Below are 22,134 nucleotides of genomic sequence, written 5' to 3'. Positions count from 1 at the left end.
TTTGTCTCAGGCTGGTGTTTCAGCCTGTTCCAATCGTCGAAATGGAACCGTAACAACATGCGTACTAGCCAATATCTGCTCTCCACTCTGAAGGAGACGCCTGCCGACGCCGAAGTGATCAGCCATCAGCTGATGCTGCGCGCCGGGATGATCCGCAAGCTGGCCTCCGGGTTATATACCTGGCTGCCGACCGGCGTGCGCGTCCTGAAAAAAGTCGAAAACATCGTGCGTGAAGAGATGAACAACGCCGGTGCTATCGAGGTGTCCATGCCTGTGGTTCAGCCCGCTGACCTGTGGCAGGAGAGCGGCCGTTGGGAGCAATATGGCCCTGAGCTGCTGCGTTTCGTTGATCGTGGCGAGCGTCCATTCGTCCTCGGCCCAACGCATGAAGAAGTCATTACCGACCTGATTCGTAATGAGCTGAGCTCTTACAAACAGCTGCCGCTAAACTTCTTCCAGATCCAGACCAAGTTCCGTGATGAAGTTCGCCCACGTTTCGGCGTCATGCGCTCACGCGAATTCCTGATGAAAGATGCTTACTCTTTCCATACGTCTCAGGAATCGCTGCAAGAGACCTACGACAAAATGTACGAGGCTTACAGCAAAATCTTCTCCCGTATGGGTCTGGATTTCCGTGCTGTGCAGGCTGATACCGGTTCTATCGGCGGAAGCGCGTCTCATGAGTTCCAGGTTCTGGCTCAGAGCGGCGAAGACGATGTGATCTTCTCTGACTCTTCTGATTACGCCGCGAACATCGAGTTTGCAGAAGCGCTGGCCCCTAAAGCGCCACGTGCTGCTGCAACCGAAGAGATGACGCTGGTTGATACACCTCACGCAAAAACCATTGCCGAGCTGGTTGAGCAGTTCAACCTGCCCGTCGAAAAAACGGTAAAAACCCTGCTGGTGAAATCCACCGAAGGTAGCGCGTACCCGCTGGTTGCCCTGCTGGTGCGTGGCGATCACGAACTGAACGAAGTGAAAGCTGAGAAGCTGCCTCAGGTTGCCAGCCCGCTGACGTTCGCAACGGAAGCGGAAATCCGTGCCGTCGTGAACGCAGGTCCTGGCTCTCTGGGCCCGGTGAATATGCCGGTTCCGGTGGTTATTGACCGTACGGTAGCCGCAATGAGCGACTTCGCCGCTGGCGCTAACATCGACGGTAAACATTACTTCGGTATCAACTGGGATCGCGATGTCGCGACACCGGAAGTGGCTGATATCCGTAACGTGGTGGCAGGCGATCCGAGCCCGGACGGTCAGGGCACCCTGATGATCAAACGCGGTATCGAAGTGGGCCACATCTTCCAACTGGGGGATAAATATTCCCGCGCACTGAATGCCGCCGTTCAGGGGGAAGATGGCCGCAACCAGATCCTGACCATGGGTTGCTACGGTATCGGTGTGACGCGTGTGGTTGCAGCAGCCATTGAACAGAACTACGACGAACGTGGCATCGTCTGGCCAGACAATATCGCCCCGTTCCAGGTGGCTATTCTGCCAATGAACATGCACAAGTCTTACCGCGTGCAGGAGTTGGCCGAAAAACTTTACTCCGAGCTGCGCGCTCAGGGTATCGAAGTGCTGATGGATGACCGTAAAGAGCGTCCAGGCGTGATGTTTGCCGATATGGAACTGATCGGTATCCCGCACACCGTAGTCATCGGCGACCGTAACCTCGACAGCGACGACATTGAATACAAATACCGTCGCAGTGGTGAAAAGCAGATGATCAAGACTGGCGACATTCTTGATTACCTGGTGAAAGCCATCAAAGGTTAACGTTCAACAAAAAACCCCGCTCAGGCGGGGTTTTTTAATGGGTCGATATCGGCTTATTTGCTGTTACAGTCTTTGCCCGCAACAAACTTCGCGTCTTTATCTGCCACCAGCGTTTTCACCAGCTCTCCGCTATCCGGGTTCGGCTCCAGCGTAAAGTGACCATCTACCGTCAGCAGGACAGGCTTGCTGTCATTGCCACGCGCAACAGCGTAATCACGCTCCAGCTGCGCATTGTTCGCCACGCTGGTTTTCTTGCCGGTGGCGCAGTCGGTAAAGATCGCCGCATCCGCCATATAGAAATACATCCCACGCATTGGCATTGGCGTTGCAGGCAGGGCCGCTTTCACCGGGGCCAGCGTATAGTTGAATTGGGACTCAATCGGATTGCCTTCGCGGTCGAGCATCTCCATCCCTTCACCTTTGGCGCGGAAATAGGTTTTCTCACCGGTGGTATCCGTCAGTACCAGCTTCTCAGCCGTACGCGCCCATGTCCCGTAGCTCGCAAAGGAAGATGGTTCTTTCGCGCCCTGATAACGCTGGTTCATAACCCAGGTACCATCTTTCTGCAGGAACAGTGACGTTTCAATGCCCTCGCAGTCGGCACACGGTAAAACGCCGCGCCAGCTCTGCTGCATTGGTTTTAACTCTTCATTCTGCGCAGGCTGCACGACCTGCGTTTCAGAACGGTTGTTACACCCGAAAAGCGCAAACAGCGTACTCACTGCCAGCGCTGACAATAATGCTTTTTTCACAATGAATTCCTTATGAAATTGTGTTCCTTTTCGTCACTCCGTAGGGCGACGAACTTTACCGCGTAGTGCTTTCACTGTGGATTTTTGGGCCTTCGACGATAGCCGACGCTCTTTCGATGCGCGGGTCGGTCGCGTTGCCCGACGGCTTTTTTGCACTGCCGTTAATTCTTTAATCATCGACACCAGTCTGGCAATCGCCGCTTCGCGGTTCAACTCCTGGCTGCGGTACTCCTGCGCTTTAATCACAATCACGCCATCACTGGTGATCAGATGATGGCTGGCAGCGAGCAGGCTTTCTTTGTAATACTCTGGCAGGCTGGAGGCCCGAATGTCAAAGCGCAAATGGATAGCCGTTGAAGCCTTGTTAACGTGCTGTCCACCCGCCCCCTGAGCACGGATGGCGGTGATCTCCAGCTCATTGTCAGGGATACTAACGTTTCGGGACAAGACAATCATGGCGCTGGCTGCCACGCCGTCAAATGAATTTCCAGATTATTCTGAGAATCAGAAAGCCAGATAGCACCGTCCTGAATTGTGGCCTGCAGGACCATCGTCCGGCTGGCAAACTCGCTCAGCTTCGCCAGCTGCTCATCGTCCAGATACCAGACGGTAAGATTGGCAAACTGCCCGCACTTGCTCTTGCTTTGCTGCCACCAGATTTCCGCAGCACGTTGATTATACGCGAATAACGCCACGTTAGCGGACTGCGTGCAGGCCTTTTTAATGCGGCGCTCATCCGGCAGACCGAGTTCAATCCATAAATCGATACCCAGATGATCGTTGTGCAGCCAGGCCTCTGGCTCGTCCTCAGCGCTTAAGCCACGGCTAAATTGCAGACGCTCGTCAGCATACTTTATCCACGCCAGCAGGCGCAGCATCATGCGCTCCAGGGTTTCAGAAGGGTGGCGTGCCAGAGTGAGTGACGCATCCAGGAACTGGTTGCGGTCAAGATCTGCCACATTGACCACAGCTTTATAAATTGTCGCTTTCAGCGCCATGAGAGAACTCCTTTCGAATCAGGCGCACATTGTAGCGAAAAAGGAATAAAAAGGCTGTTCCCGGGTGAACATTCACCGGCTATCAAGGCGCTGATATTGCTTAAATGAGTATGGTATAGTCACCTTGCTAAACCGAGTTTATCTTCGTAGGCTTAATGATATCTCACAGTAAGTCAGTGCGCTGGCGGGAGGGGATGTGAATAATTATTGTGAGTTAATTCGCAAACGGTATGCGGAAATCGCCAGCGGAGATCTGGGGTATGTCCCGGACGCGTTGGGCTGTGTATTGAAAGTGCTTAATGAAGTGGCCTCTGATGAGGGCCTTTCAGAATCGGTCAGGGAAAAAGCAGCGTATGCTGCGGCGAATTTACTGGTGAGCGATTATGTCAATGAATGAAACTTATCAACCCATCAATTGTGATGACTATGACAACCTCGAACTCGCCTGCCAGCATCATTTAATACTGACGCTGGAGCTAAAAGATGGCGAAGTGTTGAAGGCAAAAGCCAGCGACCTGGTTTCGCGAAAGAATGTGGAATATCTGATAGTGGAAGATGCCGGGGCGACGCGTGAGCTACGTCTGGACAAAATTGCCAGCTTCAGCCACCCGCAAATCGGCACCGTTGTGGTGAGCGAATCCTGATGACACTAACGGGCAGCCCGGCTGCCCGTTACGCTTTCCACTCAAACTGCACGCCCGTGTCTGCCCACCCCTCTTGCGTAATGAATCCCCCTGCTGCTGCAATCAGCGTTTCACCGTAGAAAAGTAGCGGCGTGGTATCGCGTCGCCAGGGCGGCACATTGCTCTCCTGCCAGATTTTCTTCAGCTTCCGCCCTCCGTTGCGCCCGACAATATGCAGCAGTCCGCCCGCCTTAAAGCGCACGGTGACCGGCTCCCCGGGTTCAGGCAGACGCACATGGCCGGTTGGCACCAGAGACACACGACCGGCATCACAGGGCAACAGCAGCGGTTCCGCAAGCGACGGCCAGTCGAGCACCCTGTCGGCGAGCGAGGGGGATGATTTAACCCACCAGAGCGCCCCTTTATAGCGTCTGACGTCAAAACCGTTCAGGTGCACACACGGCGTAGCATCTTCCCGTGCCAGGGCGACTTCATCCCAGAGACGAGCCAGCATTGCCCGCGACGGCATAGCGGCACCGTGAGAGGCCAGCCAGCGTCGTAACAATGCGGCCCGACGCACCGGGCTCATCGCTTCCAGCGGTGCGATGGTAAGCGATCCCTGCTCGGTAATCAGTTCCGCCAGCACTTCGCTCAGCAGCTCATCCAGCAGACTCTCCTGTTCAGCGCACAGCATGGCGCTGCGTGCTGCCGCTTCTGCAAAGTGCGGCCAGCGCTCGCTCAGAAGCGGTACGACACGCAGACGCAGGAAGTTACGGTCATAGCGGTCATCCTGGTTGCTTTCATCTTCAATCCAGCTCAGCCCGTGTTCCCGTGCCCACGTTTCCAGCGAGGCTCGCGTCTCGCCAAGCAGTGGGCGAAGGAGGTGCGATCCGGCGAAATCAGCCCGTTCTGGCATCGCGGATAATCCCGCCGGGCCGCTTCCTCGTTTGAGGGCCAGTAATAACGTCTCGCACTGGTCATCGAGATGCTGCGCCGTGACCAGCGCTTCGTCAGGCTGTAATTCAGCGGCAAAAGCGGCATAGCGTGCTTTACGCGCCTGCGCCTCAATGCCCAGCCCCTCATCCTGGAGATGTACACGTTCAACAGTCAGCGGGATCGCCCATGCCGCACACACCGCCTCGCAGTGTGCCACCCACGCATCCGCGTGCGGGCTTAACCCGTGATGAATGTGCATCGCCCGAAGCTGAATATCAGGCTCGTTGTCACGCCAGAGTTTGAGACGGTGGAGCAGAACGGTGGAATCCAGGCCACCGCTAAACCCCACCAGCAGCTGGCGGTACGGTGAAATGGCTTGAGCAATCGCGGGTAGGGTCATAGAAAATCACACATAAAAATGCCCGAACTGAGCGGGCATTATCACACAGGGTGGAAATTACTGCTGGTAAAGCTCCAGCGGAAGGCCATCCGGATCGTTGAAAAAGGTAAAACGCTTGTCGGTGAACGGGTCGATACGAATCGCTTCGCACTTCACGCCGTGGGTCTCCAGATGTTTTACGGCGCGATCAATGTCGTCGACGCTAAAGGCAAGGTGGCGCAGGCCGCAGGCTTCCGGGCGGGACGGACGTGCTGGCGGAAAAGGAAAAGAGAACAGCTCAATCACATATTGCCCGTTTAAAGCGAGATCGCCTTTCCAGGAGTCACGCTCCTCACGGTAAGCCTCGCTTAACAACGTAAAGCCCAGAATATCGCAGTAGAAGGCCTTACTTTTTGCGTAATCGGTGGCAATGATCGCAATATGGTGAACTTGTTTTAAACCCAGCATAGCTTCTCCTTTTTATGATGCCTGAACGTTACAACCGACAACCCGGGCCTGGCAAGCTGTCGCCCTTATTTTAGGACTCGCACCCAGTAAACCCCTTGCTCATCGCGCTTCGCCCCGTGAATATCAGTCTCAAAGCCCGGATAGTGGCGCCCCACTGAGCAGAGCATCAGCAGAAAATCGAGCACCGCCCGACTCTCTTCGGTGATCATCTCCCCCGGCATCAACAACGGTACGCCCGGCGGATAAGGCAGGATCATGTTAGCCGACACGCGCCCGACCAGATTTTCCAGCTCAACGGTTTCAACCTCCCCTTTCACCTGACGTTGCCAGGCCTTGTGTGGGGTCAACTTCATCTCCGGCAGCACGTCAAACGCCTGCAGCATCAGGCGCGGCAGATCGTGCTGACGGATCAGCCGATGGATCCCCTGGGCCAGATCCTGAATGCGCATATTGCGGTAGAAGTCAGGATCTTCAGCATAAAGATCCGGCAGCATATTTTTCACCCGCAGGTTGAGATCGTAAGCGCGCTTAAACTCCATCAGTCCGCGCAATAAGCCCATCGCACGGGTTTTATCAATCCCAATACTGAACAGGAACAAGAGGTTATACGGGCCGGTTTTCTCCACCACTACGCCACGTTCATCAAGGAATTTTGCCACCAGAGCAGCAGGAATGCCTTCGTCACTCATCGTGCCCTGTTCGTCCATCCCCGGCGTCAGGATCGTTACCTTCACCGGGTCGAGGAACATATGGTCGGCGTCGGCATCGCGAAAACCGTGCCAGCTTTCGCCGGGTGAGACAGGCCAGCACTCGGCCTCATCAATCTCTTCGGGTTGCCAGATATCGAAGAACCAGCCGTCCGCTTCATCTTTCAGCCGCTGAACTTCTTTACGGAAATGCAGCGCCCGCTCTACAGACCGATTGATCAGACGCTTGCCCGGATTCCCGCGCAGCATTGCCGCCGCCGTTTCAATAGAGGCCACCAGCGGATAGCTTGGCGAGGTGGTGGTGTGCATCATAAAGGCTTCGTTAAACGTCTCTTCGTCGTACTCGCCTTTGATGTGAATAAGCGAGGCCTGAGAAAACGCGGCCAGCATTTTGTGCGTCGACTGTGTTTCGAAAAACACTTTGCCCGGCACGCGCTCACCGCTCATGCCGCTTTTTCCCGCGTAAATCGGATGAAAGTTGGTGTATGGCACCCACGCGGAGTCAAAGTGGATCGACGGCACATCCAGCGTCTGCTTAATCCAGTTGGTGTTATAGAGCAGACCGTCATAGGTGGAGTTAGTGATGACCGCATGGATCGGCCAGCTTGCCCCCGGGATCGCCGCGACCTTATGTTCAATCGCGGCGTGGCTAAATTCACGACGCGGGATCCCGCCGAGGATCCCAAGCGCGTTTCGCGTCGGGGAGAGCCATAACGGCACGACATCGCTCATCATCAGCAGATGAGCCAGCGACTTGTGGCAGTTACGGTCAATCAGCAAGGTGCTGCCGGCGGGTGCGGCGTACATTCCGACGATTTTGTTTGATGTCGAGGTGCCGTTGGTCACCATATAACTCTGCTCGGCCCCAAAAGTCCGGGCAATGTATTCTTCAGCTTCCAGGTGCGGTCCGGTGTGATCGAGCAGCGATCCGAGTTCAGTGACGGAAATCGACACGTCCGCTTTAAGCGTGTTGCCCCCGAAGAAATCATAGAACAAACAACCCACCGGGCTTTTTTGATAGGCCGTCCCTGCCATATGGCCTGGCGTGCAGAAGGTGTATTTGCCTTCTTTGACGTAAGTAAACAGCGCGCGGGTAAACGGTGGCGTGATGTTATCGAGATATTCACCGGTGTACTGCTGAATACGGGTCGCAATATCTTCCGCGACACCGAGTGAGTATTCAAAGAACCACAGCGCCATTCGCATATCATGAGCGCTCACGTCCATCGTCGAGTGGGTATTAATAAAAGCGTACAGCGGGAGATATTCGTTCAGCTTATTGATATCGCTGCACAACTCCATGTCGTACTCGTCCCAGTCGAAGATCACGCCACAGATGCGAGGGTTGTGCTCGATAAATTTCAGCAGGTCGGCGCTATTGTGCGGCCAAATCAGTTGGTACCCGCGAGACTGAAGGGCGTGCTCCAGCTCCTTAATGGGCTCGTCTTTATAAAAGACGCCGTGCGGCCCCATAATGGCGATGATGTTCACGGTTTACCTCCTTGAAAAACATTAACTAAGCATAGTTAAGGTAAACGGCAGGCATAAAAAAAGCCGCAACAATGTGCGGCTTTTAAGATAATTGTGAAGCTTACGCGTAACCGTAGGTCATCAGACGCTGGTAACGACGGTTGAGCAGATCTTCTGTGCTCAGGACATCCAGGTCCGCCAGGTCTGCCAGCAGTTGCGCTTTCAGGGAAGCCGCCATCACTTCCGGCTTACGATGCGCGCCACCCAGAGGTTCAGGGATCACGGAGTCGATCAGCTTCAGCTCTTTCAGACGTGGGGCAATGATGCCCATCGCTTCTGCAGCCAGAGGCGCTTTATCGGCGCTCTTCCACAGAATAGAGGCACAACCTTCCGGGGAGATAACGGAATAGGTGCTGTACTGCAGCATATTCACTTTATCGCCCACGCCAATCGCCAGCGCACCACCGGAACCCCCTTCACCGATAACGGTACAGATGACCGGCACCTTCAGGCGAGACATCTCGCGAAGGTTACGCGCGATGGCTTCTGACTGGCCACGCTCTTCCGCGCCCACGCCAGGATACGCACCCGGGGTGTCGATGAAGGTGATGATTGGCATCTTGAAACGCTCAGCCATCTCCATCAGACGCAGGGCTTTACGGTAGCCTTCTGGTGCCGGCATACCAAAGTTACGACGAATTTTCTCTTTGGTTTCACGGCCTTTCTGATGACCAATGATCATCACCGGGCGCCCGTCCAGACGTGCGATGCCGCCGACGATAGCTTTGTCGTCAGCGTAAGCGCGATCGCCTGCCAGTTCGTCAAATTCGTCAAACGCCAGGCGGACATAATCCAGGGTGTACGGACGCTGTGGATGACGCGCCAGCTGGGCGATCTGCCATGCGCCGAGATCGGCAAAGATTTTGCGCGTCAGTTCTACGCTTTTCTCACGCAGACGATGCACTTCTTCATCGATGTTAATATCCAGTTTTTCATCCTGACGGCTTACCGCTGTCAGAGAATCGATTTTCGCTTCCAGCTCAGCAATCGGCTGTTCGAAATCAAGGAAATTCAGACTCATAGTATTCCTGTATTAGTCAAACTCCAGTTCCACCTGCTCCGAACCAATGAGGCCACGGAGATCGTTAAGTAAACGATCGCTCGGAGAGACACGCCACGTTGCACCAAAGCGCAACCGCGCACGTGCATCCGCCCTCTGATAGTAGAGATGTACTGGAATTGTCCCCGAGCGGTGGGGTTCCAGAGACTGACGGAGTCGGTTTAAAAGCTGGTCATCAATTTGCCTGTCCGTCAGCGAGATAGCAAGCCCGCGAGCATATTTTTCCCGGGCTTCGTCAATGTCCATCACTTCGCGGGCGGTCATTTTAAGCCCCCCACTGAAGTCATCAAAGCTGACCTGTCCGCTGACGATAAGTATGCGGTCTTTTTCCAGCAAATGCTGGTATTTATCCAGCGCGTCGGTGAACAACATCACCTCCAGACGCCCGGAACGGTCATCCAACGTACAGATGCCGATACGATTGCCGCGCTTGGTGACCATAACCCTTGCAGCAATCACGAGCCCCGCAGCCGTGGTGATTTTACCACGTTCTGTCGGATGCATGTCTTTCAGCCTGTAGCCTCCGACATAGCGCTCAATTTCTTTGATGTACTGGGTGATGGGGTGCCCCGTCAGGTATAAGCCTAACGTTTCACGCTCTCCATCCAGCACCACCTGTTCTGGCCACGGCTGGCAGCTGGCATAAGACTGCTCTATCTGCTCTGGCTCTTCCGCCAGTACGCCAAACATATCCGCCTGACCGATCGCTTCCGCTTTGGCGTGCTGATCCGCCGCTTTCAGCGCATCGCCGAGAGAGTTCATCAGCGCGGCACGATGCGGCCCCAGCCTGTCGAACGCGCCGGACATGATCAGTTTTTCGAGCACGCGGCGGTTCAGTTTTTTGGTGTCCGTACGGGCGCAAAGATCGAACAACTCGCGGAAATAACCGCCGTTGTTACGCGCTTCGAGAATCGCCTCAATCGGGCCTTCACCCACGCCTTTGATCGCGCCAATCCCGTAAACAATTTCCCCGTGCTCGTTGACGTGGAAATGATAGAGACCGGAGTTGATATCCGGCGGCAGGATCTTAAGCCCCATGCGCCAGCACTCATCGACCAGGCCAACCACCTTCTCGGTGTTGTCCATATCGGCAGTCATAACCGCTGCCATAAATTCAGCAGGATAGTGCGCTTTCAGCCACAGCGTCTGGTAAGAGACCAAAGCATAGGCAGCAGAGTGGGATTTGTTAAATCCGTACCCGGCGAATTTCTCTACCAGGTCAAAGATTTTGATCGCCAGCTCGCCATCAATACCGTTTTTTCTTGCGCCTTCTTCGAAAGTGCCGCGCTGCTTGGCCATCTCTTCCGGCTTTTTCTTACCCATCGCACGACGCAGCATGTCCGCGCCGCCAAGGGTGTAGCCAGAGAGCACCTGGGCAATCTGCATAACCTGTTCCTGGTACAGGATAATGCCGTAGGTTGGCTCCAGAACGGGCTTCAGGCACTCGTGCTGCCACTGCACATCCGGATAGGAAATCTCTTCACGCCCGTGCTTACGGTCGATAAAGTTATCTACCATCCCTGACTGTAGCGGGCCCGGACGGAACAGGGCCACCAGTGCGATCATATCTTCGAAGCAGTCAGGCTGCAGGCGCTTAATCAAATCTTTCATGCCGCGGGATTCAAGCTGGAAGACGGCGGTGGTCTCCGAGCGCTGCAGCATGTCGAAACTTTTCTTATCATCAAGCGGGATGGCCGCGATATCCAGCGGCGGCTCGCCATTCTTCTCGCGACGGGCGTTGATCATCTCCAGCGCCCAGTTGATGATGGTGAGCGTACGCAGACCGAGGAAGTCAAACTTCACCAGCCCGGCGTATTCGACGTCGTTCTTGTCAAACTGGGTGACCGGATGCTGGCCCGCTTCATCGCAGTATAGCGGCGCAAAATCGGTGATTTTGGTCGGCGCGATAACCACCCCACCCGCATGCTTACCGGCGTTACGCGTGACGCCTTCCAGCTTACGGGCCATGTCGATCAGCGCTTTAACTTCTTCATCGGCTTCGTAGATTTCTGGCAGCTGTGGTTCTGCTTCAAACGCTTTTGCCAGCGTCATACCTGGGTCAGGCGGCACCAGTTTAGAGATACGATCGACAAAACCGTACGGATGCCCCAGTACACGGCCAACGTCGCGAATAACCGCTTTCGCTGCCATCGTACCGAAGGTAATAATCTGCGATACCGCGTCGCGGCCGTACATGTCCGCCACGTGTTCAATAACCTGGTCGCGTTTCTCCATGCAGAAGTCGACGTCGAAGTCGGGCATCGAGACACGTTCCGGGTTAAGGAAACGTTCGAACAGCAGGTCAAATTCCAGCGGGTCGAGGTCGGTAATTTTGAGTGCATAGGCCACCAGCGAGCCCGCACCGGAGCCACGCCCCGGTCCAACCGGTACGCCGTTATCCTTCGACCACTGGATAAACTCCATAACGATCAGGAAGTAGCCCGGGAAACCCATCTGGTTGATCACCTGGAGTTCAATATCCAGGCGCTCGTCATATTCTGGACGACGCTTTTTACGCTCTTCTTCATCCGGGAAGAGGAATTCCAGACGCTCTTCGAGGCCTTCTTTTGACTTCATGACCAGGAAGTCTTCCGTGGTCATGTCCCCGGTCGGGAACTGCGGCAGGAAGTATTCGCCAAGGCGCACGGTGACGTTACAGCGTTTGGCTATCTCAACGCTGTTCTCCAGCGCTTCCGGGATATCGGAGAAGAGTTCACACATCTCCTCTTCATTGCGCATATACTGCTGCGTCGAGTAGTTACGCGGACGTTTCGGATCGTCAAGCGTGAAGCCATCATGGATCGCGACGCGAATCTCATGCGCGTCAAAATCGCCAGGCTCAAGGAAACGCACGTCATTGGTTGCCACCACGGGCAGGCCGCGTTCTTCAGCCAGCGCAACCGCGGCGTGCAGGTAACTCTCTTCGTCCTGCCGACCGGTGCGGATCAGCTCAAGGTAGTAACGATCCGGGAAATGTTCTTCATAGAACGACACGCACTGATCCACCAGCGCACTGTTGCCACGCAGCAGACATTTGCCGACATCACCCATACGGCCGCCGGAGATCAGCAGCAGCCCGTCGTTCAGCTCAGCCAGCCAGTCCCGGTCGATCCACGGCCCCAGTGCGCCATAGCCGCGCTGATAGGCTTTGGAGATAAGCAGAGTAAGGTTTTGATACCCTACGTTATTCATCGCTAACACGGAGATTTGCGTCAATTCATCGCCGATAAGATCGCTTTGGACGTGAAAATCCGCGCCAACGATGGGTTTCATCCCCGCGCCATGTGCCGCTCCGTAGAACTTCACCAGGCCGCACAGGTTGGTAAAATCGGTGATCGCCAGCGCAGGCATGCCAAGCGAGGCCGCCTTTTTTACCAGCGGCCCGGTCTTCGCCAGCCCATCGATCATGGAGTAGTCGCTATGCACCCGCAGGTGTACGAAACGTGGTTCAGCCATCTTCAGATTCCGCGTTACTTAATTGCTTGCGTATTGATTCAGGACACCAGTCCCAGCGCGCGTTTCACCGGGCCAAAGCTGCGTCGGTGATGTTCAGTTGCGCCATGTTCAGCCAGCCTTTCCAGATGAAAGGCCGTTGGATAACCCTTATGCTGGGCGAAGCCATACTGAGGGTAAGTGAGGTCCAGCGCGGCCATTTCGGCATCACGCGTCACTTTGGCAATGATAGAAGCCGCACTGATTTCTGCGACCCGGCTATCGCCTTTCACCACCGCCATTGACGGCATCGGCAACGCAGGGCAGCGGTTTCCGTCAATCAGGACATACTCCGGGGTAATTTTCAGACCCGCCACCGCACGCTGCATCGCCAGCATAGTGGCATGCAAAATATTGAGTTCGTCGATCTCATGCGGCTCTGCACGCCCCAGGCTCCAGGCCAGCGCCTTTTCCTGAATCTCACTAAACAGCGCCAGACGGCGCTTTTCAGACAATTTTTTAGAGTCGTTTAACCCGATAATCGGGCGAGCAGGATCGAGGATCACCGCAGCGGTCACCACTGCACCCACTAACGGGCCACGACCGACTTCGTCCACACCCGCCACAAGGTGGGTATGAGGATAAATAAATTCCATCATTTTGCTAACTCCAGCACCGCTTCAGCCGCTTGTTCATCGGCATTACAGCGGATCTGCTGATGCAGTTCGCGGAACGTATCATGCATCTGGTGGCTGGTTTTGCCGTCGGCCAGTAGCGGTAACAACGCATCGGCTAGCGCCTGCGGCTCGCACTCATCCTGCAGAAGCTCTTTTACCAGCTCGCGCCCGGCAAGCAGATTTGGCAGAGAGACATAGTCCGTTTTCACCAGACGTTTCGCCAGCCAGAAGGTGAACGGCTTCATGCGATAGCCTACCACCATCGGGCATTTCGCCAGCATACACTCCAGCGCAGCGGTGCCCGAGGCCAGCAGTGCGGCGTCGCTTGCGACCATCGCTTCACGGCCCTTCCCGTCCAGCAGATGAACATGGAGATCCGGAGCAACGTCCGCCTTGATGCGCTCAAACTGCTCGCGACGTTTTGCATTTACCAGCGGCACAACCACTTCGAGGTCAGGATAGGTCTTGCGAAGGATTTGCGCCGTTTTCAGGAAGTCCGCGCTGAGCATCTCGACTTCTGCACCACGGCTACCGGGCAGCAGTGCCAGACAGTGCGCATCATGAGGAATACCCAGCACATCGCGCGCCGCGTTTTTATCCGGATCCAGCGGCATTGCATCCGCCATGGTATGACCGATAAAACGGCACGGGACATTAAATTTGTCGTAAAACGCTTTTTCGAAAGGCAGAAAAGCCAGCACCAGGTTGGTTGACCGTCCGATTTTGAAAACGCGTTTCTGTCGCCACGCCCAGACGGACGGACTGACATAATGAATGGTTTTGATGCCCTTCTGCTTCAGATTCCCTTCGAGGGTAATGTTGAAATCCGGTGCATCGATACCGACAAACACATCGGGTTTGAGTTCGGTAAAGCGACGGGTGAGATCGGCACGAATGTGCAGCAGACGACGCAGGCGACCCAGCACCTCAACGATGCCCATCACAGCCAGCTCTTCCATTTCATACCAGGCTTCACAGCCTTCGGCCTGCATCAGCGGGCCAGCAACGCCTACAAAGCGTGCATTGGGTACCCGGGCCTTAAGTGCGCGGATAAGACCTGCACCAAGAATATCGCCGGAGGTTTCTCCGGCGACCAGGGCTATCGTAAGCGGACGACTGTCGACCATTAACGAATCAGACCCCTTGTGGAACGGTCAAAGAACGTCATGAACTCGTTCACTTCAGGGTGCTTCTCCGCCAGCTCGGCAATTTCCGGCTTCGCCTCTTCCAGCGTTTTACCGCTACGGTACAACAGTTTGTACGCGTTGCGGATTGCAGTAATAGCTTCGCGGCTAAAGCCACGACGCTTGAGGCCTTCGATGTTCACGCCAAACGGCGTGGCATGGTTACCCTGCGCAATGACGAACGGTGGGACATCCTGCGCCACACCGGAGCATCCGCCGACCATCACGTGTGCACCAATGATGCAGAACTGATGGACTGCGGTCATGCCGCCAATAATTGCGAAATCATCTACCGATACGTGTCCTGCCAGCGTTGCGTTGTTGGCAAGAATACAGCGGTTACCTACCGTACAGTCGTGCGCGATATGCGCATTAACCATAAACAGGTTGTCGCTGCCCACCTTCGTCAATCCACCACCCTGTACTGTTCCACGATGAATGGTGACGCTTTCGCGAATGCGGTTACGATCGCCGATTTCCAGACGGGTCGACTCACCAGCATATTTAAGATCCTGGTTTACTTCGCCGATGGAAGCGAACTGATAGATCTCGTTATTGCAGCCAATAGTCGTATGACCATTCACGACAACGTGAGATTTCAGTACTGTACCATCACCAATTTCGACATGGGGTCCAACAATACAAAATGGGCCAATATGGACGTTAGCACCAATAATGGCACCGACTTCCACAATGGCGGTAGGATGAATAAAGGCGGATTTATCAATCACGTATCAAGACTCCCGGCTACGAGCACACATCATAGTCGCTTCGCAAACAACTTTGCCGTCAACCAGAGCTACGCCTTTGAAGCGAGTCAGGCCGCGACGCGTTTTTTCAAAAGTGACTTCCATGATCATCTGATCACCAGGCACGACAGGACGCTTGAAGCGCGCTTCATCGATACCCGCGAAGTAGTACAGCTCACCCGGCTCCAGTTTGCCCACGCTTTTAAACGCAAGAATACCGGTAGCCTGTGCCATCGCTTCCAGAATCAACACACCCGGGAAGATAGGTTTACCCGGGAAGTGTCCCTGGAAGAACGGCTCGTTCACGGAAACATTTTTCACTGCGCGCAGAAAACGACCTTCTTCAAAATCCAGCACACGGTCTACCAGCAAAAACGGGTAGCGGTGCGGCAGAAGTTCTAAAATCTCTTCAATATGCAGAGTATGAGTGTCAGTAGTCAAAATACTCTTCCTGTCAAAATGTACTGATAAAAATAATAACACGGCCTGCCGGTTTATAAGAAAGCCGACAGGCCGGGGAATATAGCATTAAACGGATGAACGCTTAGTCTTGTTGATCGATTTTGCGCTCAAGAGACTTGAGTCGCTTGCTCATATCATCAATATTCATCACCAGAGCAGCTGTTTTACGCCATACCTTGTTGGGTTGCAGCGGGATGCCAGAGGAATAGACGCCAGGTTCGGTGATAGGACGCATTACCATGCCCATTCCTGTCACGGTCACCTTGTCGCATATTTCCATATGGCCATTAATCACGCTCGCACCGCCGATCATGCAGTAACGGCCAATTTTCAGGCTGCCCGCCATGATAACGCCACCCGCAACCGCGGTATTGTCGCCAATCACAACGTTATGCGCAATCTGGCACTGATTATCGATGATAACACCATTGCCAATAATCGTATCGTCAAGTGCACCACGGTCAATGGTGGTACAAGCACCGATCTCAACACGATCGCCGATAATCACGCGACCAAGCTGTGGGATCTTAACCCAATTACCACGATCGTTAGCGTAGCCAAAGCCATCAGAACCAATCACTGTGCTGGACTGAATGAGGCAATTTTCGCCAATTTCTACTTCATGGTAAACAGACACGTTGGCCCATAAACGGGTCCCGGCGCCGATTTTCGTATTTTTCCCAATGAAGCAACCTGGGCCAATGACAACGTTATCGCCCAGCACCACGCCAGATTCGATAACGGCATTTGCGCCAACTGCCACGTTGCGACCAAGCTGAGCCGTCGGATCAATCGCTGCACTGGCAGCAATGTCCTGCGCCGGCTGCGGCGTGGAATCAAGAATTTGTGCCATGCGTGCATACGTCAGGTAGGGATTTTTCACTACCAACGCGCTTCCAGTGGCAAACGGAAGATCGTCCTGCGTCAGAACAACAGCTGACGCCTGGCATTGAGCCAGTTGCTCACGGTACTTAGGGCTTACCATGAAGGTAATAGTGCCGGCTTTAGCAGATTGCATGGACGCAACAGCGGTGATGACGAGATCGCCATCACCGTGTAATTCTGCATCCAACTGCTGAGCTAAATCAGCCAGTCGAATTGAAGGCATTACTTATTTAACCTGTTTCAGAACATCAGCGGTGATGTCTTTAACATCGCTGCTGTTGAAAGCAACGGCATTCGCATCAACAACCAGATCGATGCTCTGATCGGCAGCAACTGCTTTAACAGCAGTCTGAATGCGAGTCACCAGCTTGCCACGCTCTTCGTTAGAACGACGCTGACGATCCTGCTCGAAAGCCTGCGCTTTCTGGGAGAACGTCTGACGCTGAGCCATTACGTCTTTTTCCAGCTTGCTACGGTCGCTCGCTTTCATGGTAGAACCATCACGCTGCAGACGCTGCATTTTGGACTGAAGATCGTTTTCCATACCCTGCAGTTCGCTTGCACGGCCTTTGAATTCGTTTTCCAGCGTCGCAGAAACACCTGTTTTCTGTGCAACCTGCTGGAACAAATTACCCATGTTGACGATTGCAATTTTGTCTGCTGCCTGAGCAGAGGTTGCCATCGCTAAACCGAGACCTGCAGCTAATAACCACTTTTTCACAATTAACTCCTTACCATCCCATTGGCACCAGAAGGTACCGTTCTTTGCGTGGCAAGGCGATCGTGTTACCGATCGCCAGTTGTCAGCGCTACACTGCCAACGCATTCCATTGCAGCGGATTATTACCAGGTTTTACCAATGTTAAACTGGAATTGCTCCGCTTTGTCTCCATCGTATTTCTTAAACGGCTGGGCGTAAGAGAAGACCAACGGCCCCAGCGGTGACATCCATTGTAATGCGATACCTGCAGACATGCGAATATTGCTCGGATCACTGTAGTCTGGTACGCCTGCCGCACGCATCTGGGCAGTATTCTCCCAGTTGGTATCCCATACAGTACCGGCATCCCAGAAGATGGATGTACGGACTGAGTTTGCGTATTTATCACTGATGAACGGCGTTGGTGTGATGAACTCCAGGCTGGCAACGGCCATGGCGTTACCGCCCACCGCATCATCAGAGCTACAGACTTCAGAAGACGACGATTTATTACAGTTATCGGTGTCGTTACCGCCGTAATAGACCGCTTTCGGACCAATGTTGTTGGACTGGAAGCCACGGACGGTGCTGGAACCACCGGCGTAGAAGTTCTCATAGAATGGCAGTTCTTTGCCACCTAAACCATCGCCATAGCCCCAACGGGTACGACCCAGGACTACCCACTTGTGGTCGTCATCAATTGGGAAGTAGGACGCGGTGTCCAGCGTTACCTTGTAGAACTCGTTATCAGAACCCGGAACGGTCACTTTACCGTTCAGGTTGACACGAGAACCTTCCGTCGGGAAGTAACCGCGGTCGAGACGGTTATAGGTCCAGCCATAGTTGAAGGTGAAGTCATCAGCAGCAAAGCCGTTGTTGTCCCCATTTTTACTGGTTGACTGGCCAATAGAGTCCAGATAACGCCACATCGCCACCTGCGGTTGCATGTTGGACAGGTCGTTATGCACGTAACCTAAACCAGCGCGCAGCGAGTTATATTCGTTAACCGGGAAGCCGAGCGTACCATCTACACCGTAGCTCTTGTTGGTGTAAGAAGACAGATCCGCGTCATCTGCTTTAAAGTCGTTATAGAAGATACGACCGCCCAGGCTAACACCATCTACGGTGAAGTATGGGTTGGTAACAGAGAACTCAGAGTAGGTCTGGTAGTCGTTTTTGGTACCATTGATACCCACGGAGTAACCCGTACCCAGCCAGTTATCCTGCTGTACGCCGACCTGGAAGCTGACGCCACTTTCAGTACCGTAGCCCACACCGAAGTTAAAGCTACCGGTGTTACGCTCTTTGACTTTATAAACGACATCAACCTGATCCGGGCTGCCCGGAACACGCTGGGTATCGGTATCAACCGTTTCGAAATAGCCCAGACGGTTCAGACGCTCTTTACCCTGGTCAACAAGGTCGCTACCTAACCATGCGCCTTCCATCTGACGCATCTCGCGACGCAGGACAGAATCTTTAGAGGTGTCGTTACCTTCGAAGCGGATCTTACGCACGTAGAAACGGTTACCCGCATCAACGTTAACGTGAAGCTTCACAGTTTTATCCGCGTCGTTGATTTCAGGCTGAGTTTGTACACGCGGATAAGCATAACCATAGCGGCCGAGCAGCTTCTTAATGCTGTCTTCCATTTTAGTCACTTTAGACCCGCTATACAGCTCGCCCGGCTGAATTTTGGTCAGCGATTCGATCTCAGCAGAATGGCCTGCCAGGTTACCACTCACGTCAACACCAGAAAGCTTGTACTGATCGCCTTCTGTGATGTTAATCGTAATGTAGATGCCTTTCTTGTCTGGCGTCAGACTGACCTGAGTCGAGTCGATGTTGAAACGGGCATAACCGCGATCCAGATAGTAGCTGCGCAGGGTTTCAAGGTCGCCCGCCAGTTTCTGCTTCTGGTATTTACGATCGCCCACCACGTTCCACCATGGCACTTCGTCGCGCAGCTGGAACGTAGAGATCAGTTCATCGGTGCTGAACGCGTGGTTACCCACGATGTTGATCTGCTGGATCTTCGCAGAAACACCTTCCTGGAAGACCAGTTTCAGGTCAACACGGTTACGTGGCAACGGCGTCACAACCGCTTTCACGCTGGCACTGTATTTACCCACGCTGTAATAGAAGTCTTCCAGACCTTTTTCTATGTCTGAAAGGGTTGTGCGGTCCAGGGATTCCCCCACACGTACGCCAGATGCTTCAAGGTTCTGCTTGAGCATGTCATCTTTCACCGACTTGTTACCGGAGAAGGTGATACTGGCGATCGTCGGACGTTCTTTTACCTGAACCAGAAGCGTATCACCATCGCGCAGGACGCGGACATCCTCGAAGTTGCCAGTGGCAAACAGAGCACGGATGGTGTTACTGATGTCATCATCATTAACCGTATCGCCGGGGCGCACAGGCATACTGAGGAGGGCCGCACCAACGGCGACACGCTGAAGGCCTTCGAAATGAATGTCTTTCACTACGAACCCGTCAGCACCGTATACGGTGGCGCTGCTAAACAGCAGCGACGCTATGAGCAACTTTTTCATCGCCATCGTTATTATGCGTTCTTCCTAACTAACTCTCTTACAACCGAGAGAAATCATTGAAAAGTGCAAGCCCCATTAACAGCACCAGCAAAATCGAGCCAATGCGATAACTAAAGTCTTGAACTCGCTCGGATACCGGCCCGCCTTTTAGCTTTTCAATCGCCAAAAACAGCAGATGACCCCCGTCTAAAACGGGAAGCGGGAACAGGTTGATTATCCCAAGGTTCACGCTAATGAGCGCAAGAAACATGAGATAGTAAATCACCCCGAACTCCGCTGACATCCCAGCCCCCTGAGCTATTGAAATTGGCCCACTGAGGTTGTTCAGTTTCACATCACCGGTTATCAATTTCCCCAACATGTTTACCGTCAGCTTCATCAGTTGCCATGTTTTATCCGTGGCTTCAAGGATGGCGCTGAACGGCCCATACTGGCGTATTGTCTTGTACTCATCTGGCAGCGGGATGACTTTCGGCACAACGCCTGCAAACCCTTCTGCCTTTTTGCCGACCGACTTCGTATCCGGAGTCAGCGTCAGCGAAAGCGGACTGCCCTGCCTTTCAACTTCCAGCGCGAGCGACGTGCCCGGATTATCGCGCACCAGAGTAACAAAGGTCATCCACTCTGTTAATGGTTGACCATCGACTTTAACGATCCTGTCGCCCGCTTGCAAACCTGCTTTGCTGGCAGCCGAGTTTGCCTGTACTTCGGCTAATACCGGCTCAATCTGCGCACCGCGTGGACGAATGCCCAGCGCAGAGACGGGATCTTCTTTGTCTGGCTCGAAACGCCAGTGACGTAAATCGAGCACTTTGTCCTGCCGCTGGTCAGAACCAAACGGCGACACGCTGAATGTTGTCTGCCGATCGCCAATTTTGGCTACCAGCTGCAGACGCACGGCATCCCAATCAGGGGTTTCGATGCCATCAATCGCTTTAAGTTCCATCCCCGGCGTAATTTGCGCACTCGCCGCGATGGAATCAGGCGCAATTTCACCCACAACCGGACGCACACCAGGCACGCCGATGATAAACACCAGCCAGTAGGCGAAAACAGCAAAGATGAAGTTGGCTACCGGCCCGGCAGCGATGATGGCGGCGCGTTGTCCAACGGTTTTGTTGTTGAATGCGCTGTGTCGTAGCTCAGGGGCGACAGGCTCAACGCGTTCGTCGAGCATCTTAACGTAGCCGCCAAGCGGGATAAGAGCGATGACAAATTCTGTGCCGTGGCGGTCAGTGCGCGTCCAGAGTGATTTACCAAAACCGATGGAAAACCGCTCTACCCGCACACCGCAACGGCGAGCAACCCAGAAATGGCCAAATTCATGCACGGTAATCAGTACACCCAGTGCAACAATGAACGCCGCCAGATTCCAGAGAATGCTCAGCATAAAACCTTCCGTTAAATCGTCCCGAATACCAGTAAAAGCAAGCACGCAAACACTGGAACAGCCGCTGTCAGGCTATCAATGCGATCCAGTATACCGCCATGTCCTGGAATCAGGTGTCCGCTGTCCTTAATCCCTGCTTCACGCTTAAACATACTTTCGGTTAAATCACCGAGTACCGAGGCCAGCGCAGCAAAAATAGAGCACACCAGCAGTATTGACGGTGCCACTTCCAGATTCGCCCAGACGCCATAGCCCCAGGAAATGATTGCTGCCGTAAACAGGCCGCCGATGAATCCTTGCCAGGTTTTGCCGGGAGACACTTTTGGCGCCAGTTTATGTTTGCCAAACAGTTTACCAAACATATAGGCCCCAGAGTCAGCCCCCCAGACGAGAATCATCACATAAAGCAGCCAGATCGCGCCGCTGTAGTGGTTTTCGTCATAGTGCCAGGCGCGCAGTGCGACCATACCCCAGAAAAAAGGAACAATTGTGAGCAGGCCAAAAATAAGACGCAACACTTTTGAATTACGCCAGAATGCCGCGGAACCTGGGTAAAAAAGCACCAACAGCAGCGCGGCAACCCACCAGCCCAGCGATACCCAAAGGGAACCGGCAACCAGCGGTTGGTGAATATCATGGTGATATTCAGGCAAGGTAAACAGCATCAGGGCCAGGATAAAGCCACAGAGTACCGCCAGCCATACCCGCTGAGTGCGCGAGGTAAAGCCGCTAAACTGACCCCATTCCCACGCGGCGAGCATGCAGACCACCAGCGTCAAAATAGCGAATCCCACCGGGGGCAGTAAAAACAGCGCCGCAATGACAATGGGTATTAATACAAAAGCGGAAATCAGGCGATACTTCAGCAAAA

General features: G+C 54.0%; 20 protein-coding genes. 3 read left to right on the top strand and 17 right to left on the bottom strand.

Annotated features, from left to right (window positions below; translation table 11 throughout):
• The first annotated feature begins 57 nt into the window (after positions 1-57).
• On the top strand, positions 58-1,776 hold the full coding sequence (proS, locus tag F8561_RS24060; protein WP_014168725.1) for a proline--tRNA ligase: 1,719 nt from the start codon (positions 58-60) through the stop codon (positions 1,774-1,776).
• 53 nt (positions 1,777-1,829) lie between these two features.
• Here the strand turns inward: proS and nlpE are convergent, their stop codons facing one another.
• From nlpE to F8561_RS24045, 3 genes are read right to left on the bottom strand one after another with little or no spacing between them, the layout of a single operon-like run.
• Entirely contained in the window at positions 1,830-2,528 is a 699-nt protein-coding gene (gene nlpE, locus F8561_RS24055) for an envelope stress response activation lipoprotein NlpE (protein ID WP_108647481.1), read from the bottom strand.
• A gap of 33 nt (positions 2,529-2,561) precedes the next feature.
• Positions 2,562-2,984 (bottom strand): alternative ribosome rescue aminoacyl-tRNA hydrolase ArfB, encoded by a 423-nt coding sequence (gene arfB / locus F8561_RS24050; RefSeq protein WP_020882624.1) that lies wholly within the window; start codon positions 2,982-2,984, stop codon positions 2,562-2,564.
• On the bottom strand, positions 2,981-3,526 hold the full coding sequence (locus F8561_RS24045; RefSeq protein ID WP_108647483.1) for a YaeQ family protein: 546 nt from the start codon (positions 3,524-3,526) through the stop codon (positions 2,981-2,983). Before F8561_RS24045 ends, arfB begins: the two co-directional genes overlap by 4 nt.
• A 196-nt stretch (positions 3,527-3,722) precedes the next feature.
• Between F8561_RS24045 and F8561_RS24040 the strand changes: the two genes are divergently transcribed.
• A complete protein-coding gene (locus F8561_RS24040; RefSeq protein ID WP_014168721.1) occupies positions 3,723-3,923 on the top strand; it encodes a YaeP family protein in 201 nt (66 codons plus the stop codon).
• Positions 3,910-4,170 (top strand): Rho-binding antiterminator, encoded by a 261-nt coding sequence (gene rof / locus F8561_RS24035; RefSeq protein ID WP_014168720.1) that lies wholly within the window; start codon positions 3,910-3,912, stop codon positions 4,168-4,170. Before F8561_RS24040 ends, rof begins: the two co-directional genes overlap by 14 nt.
• A 28-nt stretch (positions 4,171-4,198) precedes the next feature.
• On the opposite strand, the gene tilS is transcribed toward rof, so the two are convergent.
• From tilS to cdsA, 14 genes are all read right to left on the bottom strand, one after another.
• Complete coding sequence (gene tilS / locus F8561_RS24030; protein ID WP_151888052.1) at positions 4,199-5,485, bottom strand: tRNA lysidine(34) synthetase TilS; 1,287 nt, start codon at positions 5,483-5,485, stop codon at positions 4,199-4,201.
• Between the two features lie 57 nt (positions 5,486-5,542).
• Positions 5,543-5,932 (bottom strand): VOC family protein, encoded by a 390-nt coding sequence (locus F8561_RS24025; protein WP_014168718.1) that lies wholly within the window; start codon positions 5,930-5,932, stop codon positions 5,543-5,545.
• A 65-nt stretch (positions 5,933-5,997) separates the two neighbouring features.
• On the bottom strand, positions 5,998-8,130 hold the full coding sequence (locus F8561_RS24020; protein WP_014168717.1) for a lysine decarboxylase LdcC: 2,133 nt from the start codon (positions 8,128-8,130) through the stop codon (positions 5,998-6,000).
• 100 nt (positions 8,131-8,230) lie between these two features.
• On the bottom strand, positions 8,231-9,190 hold the full coding sequence (accA, locus tag F8561_RS24015) for an acetyl-CoA carboxylase carboxyl transferase subunit alpha (RefSeq protein ID WP_014168716.1): 960 nt from the start codon (positions 9,188-9,190) through the stop codon (positions 8,231-8,233).
• A 12-nt stretch (positions 9,191-9,202) separates the two neighbouring features.
• Positions 9,203-12,685, bottom strand: coding sequence for a DNA polymerase III subunit alpha (gene dnaE, locus F8561_RS24010; protein ID WP_014168715.1), 3,483 nt, complete (start codon positions 12,683-12,685; stop codon positions 9,203-9,205).
• Between the two features lie 38 nt (positions 12,686-12,723).
• Positions 12,724-13,320 carry a ribonuclease HII gene (rnhB, locus tag F8561_RS24005; RefSeq protein WP_014168714.1) on the bottom strand — a complete coding sequence of 199 codons (597 nt, stop codon included), beginning with the start codon at positions 13,318-13,320 and terminating at the stop codon, positions 12,724-12,726.
• A complete protein-coding gene (lpxB, locus tag F8561_RS24000; protein WP_032681631.1) occupies positions 13,317-14,465 on the bottom strand; it encodes a lipid-A-disaccharide synthase in 1,149 nt (382 codons plus the stop codon). The genes rnhB and lpxB overlap by 4 nt, the downstream gene beginning before the upstream one ends.
• Positions 14,465-15,253, bottom strand: coding sequence for an acyl-ACP--UDP-N-acetylglucosamine O-acyltransferase (gene lpxA, locus F8561_RS23995; protein WP_151888051.1), 789 nt, complete (start codon positions 15,251-15,253; stop codon positions 14,465-14,467). Before lpxA ends, lpxB begins: the two co-directional genes overlap by 1 nt.
• Before the next feature lie 3 nt (positions 15,254-15,256).
• Positions 15,257-15,712 carry a 3-hydroxyacyl-ACP dehydratase FabZ gene (fabZ, locus tag F8561_RS23990; RefSeq protein ID WP_010426706.1) on the bottom strand — a complete coding sequence of 152 codons (456 nt, stop codon included), beginning with the start codon at positions 15,710-15,712 and terminating at the stop codon, positions 15,257-15,259.
• Between the two features lie 103 nt (positions 15,713-15,815).
• Positions 15,816-16,841: a UDP-3-O-(3-hydroxymyristoyl)glucosamine N-acyltransferase gene (gene lpxD, locus F8561_RS23985; protein WP_151888050.1), complete on the bottom strand. Its 1,026-nt coding sequence runs from the start codon at positions 16,839-16,841 to the stop codon at positions 15,816-15,818.
• Between the two features lie 3 nt (positions 16,842-16,844).
• Positions 16,845-17,339, bottom strand: a complete 495-nt coding sequence (gene skp / locus F8561_RS23980; protein WP_020882619.1) for a molecular chaperone Skp — start codon at positions 17,337-17,339, stop codon at positions 16,845-16,847.
• Positions 17,340-17,461: 122 nt separating this feature from the next.
• Positions 17,462-19,879, bottom strand: coding sequence for an outer membrane protein assembly factor BamA (gene bamA, locus F8561_RS23975; RefSeq protein ID WP_014168707.1), 2,418 nt, complete (start codon positions 19,877-19,879; stop codon positions 17,462-17,464).
• A gap of 31 nt (positions 19,880-19,910) precedes the next feature.
• Positions 19,911-21,263, bottom strand: coding sequence for a sigma E protease regulator RseP (gene rseP, locus F8561_RS23970; protein ID WP_020882618.1), 1,353 nt, complete (start codon positions 21,261-21,263; stop codon positions 19,911-19,913).
• Between the two features lie 11 nt (positions 21,264-21,274).
• A complete protein-coding gene (gene cdsA / locus F8561_RS23965) occupies positions 21,275-22,132 on the bottom strand; it encodes a phosphatidate cytidylyltransferase (protein WP_032679640.1) in 858 nt (285 codons plus the stop codon).
• Positions 22,133-22,134 lie beyond the last annotated feature (2 nt).

It is taken from the genome of Enterobacter sp. 198, assembly GCF_009025585.1.
Lineage (GTDB): Bacteria > Pseudomonadota > Gammaproteobacteria > Enterobacterales > Enterobacteriaceae > Enterobacter > Enterobacter ludwigii.
This window is presented reverse-complemented; position numbering and strand designations above follow the sequence as displayed.

Bases quoted from the DNA above. Each gene is read 5' to 3' on its own strand.
- F8561_RS24045 (WP_108647483.1), bottom strand. From the start codon at position 3,526: ATGGCGCTGAAAGCGACAATTTATAAAGCTGTGGTCAATGTGGCAGAT.
- tilS (WP_151888052.1), bottom strand. From the start codon at position 5,485: ATGACCCTACCCGCGATTGCTCAAGCCATTTCACCGTACCGCCAGCTG.
- accA (WP_014168716.1), bottom strand. From the start codon at position 9,190: ATGAGTCTGAATTTCCTTGATTTCGAACAGCCGATTGCTGAGCTGGAA.
- arfB (WP_020882624.1), bottom strand. From the start codon at position 2,984: ATGATTGTCTTGTCCCGAAACGTTAGTATCCCTGACAATGAGCTGGAG.
- rnhB (WP_014168714.1), bottom strand. From the start codon at position 13,320: ATGATGGAATTTATTTATCCTCATACCCACCTTGTGGCGGGTGTGGAC.
- lpxB (WP_032681631.1), bottom strand. From the start codon at position 14,465: ATGGTCGACAGTCGTCCGCTTACGATAGCCCTGGTCGCCGGAGAAACC.
- bamA (WP_014168707.1), bottom strand. From the start codon at position 19,879: ATGGCGATGAAAAAGTTGCTCATAGCGTCGCTGCTGTTTAGCAGCGCC.
- rseP (WP_020882618.1), bottom strand. From the start codon at position 21,263: ATGCTGAGCATTCTCTGGAATCTGGCGGCGTTCATTGTTGCACTGGGT.
- lpxD (WP_151888050.1), bottom strand. From the start codon at position 16,841: ATGCCTTCAATTCGACTGGCTGATTTAGCTCAGCAGTTGGATGCAGAA.
- F8561_RS24025 (WP_014168718.1), bottom strand. From the start codon at position 5,932: ATGCTGGGTTTAAAACAAGTTCACCATATTGCGATCATTGCCACCGAT.
- dnaE (WP_014168715.1), bottom strand. From the start codon at position 12,685: ATGGCTGAACCACGTTTCGTACACCTGCGGGTGCATAGCGACTACTCC.
- proS (WP_014168725.1), top strand. From the start codon at position 58: ATGCGTACTAGCCAATATCTGCTCTCCACTCTGAAGGAGACGCCTGCC.
- rof (WP_014168720.1), top strand. From the start codon at position 3,910: ATGTCAATGAATGAAACTTATCAACCCATCAATTGTGATGACTATGAC.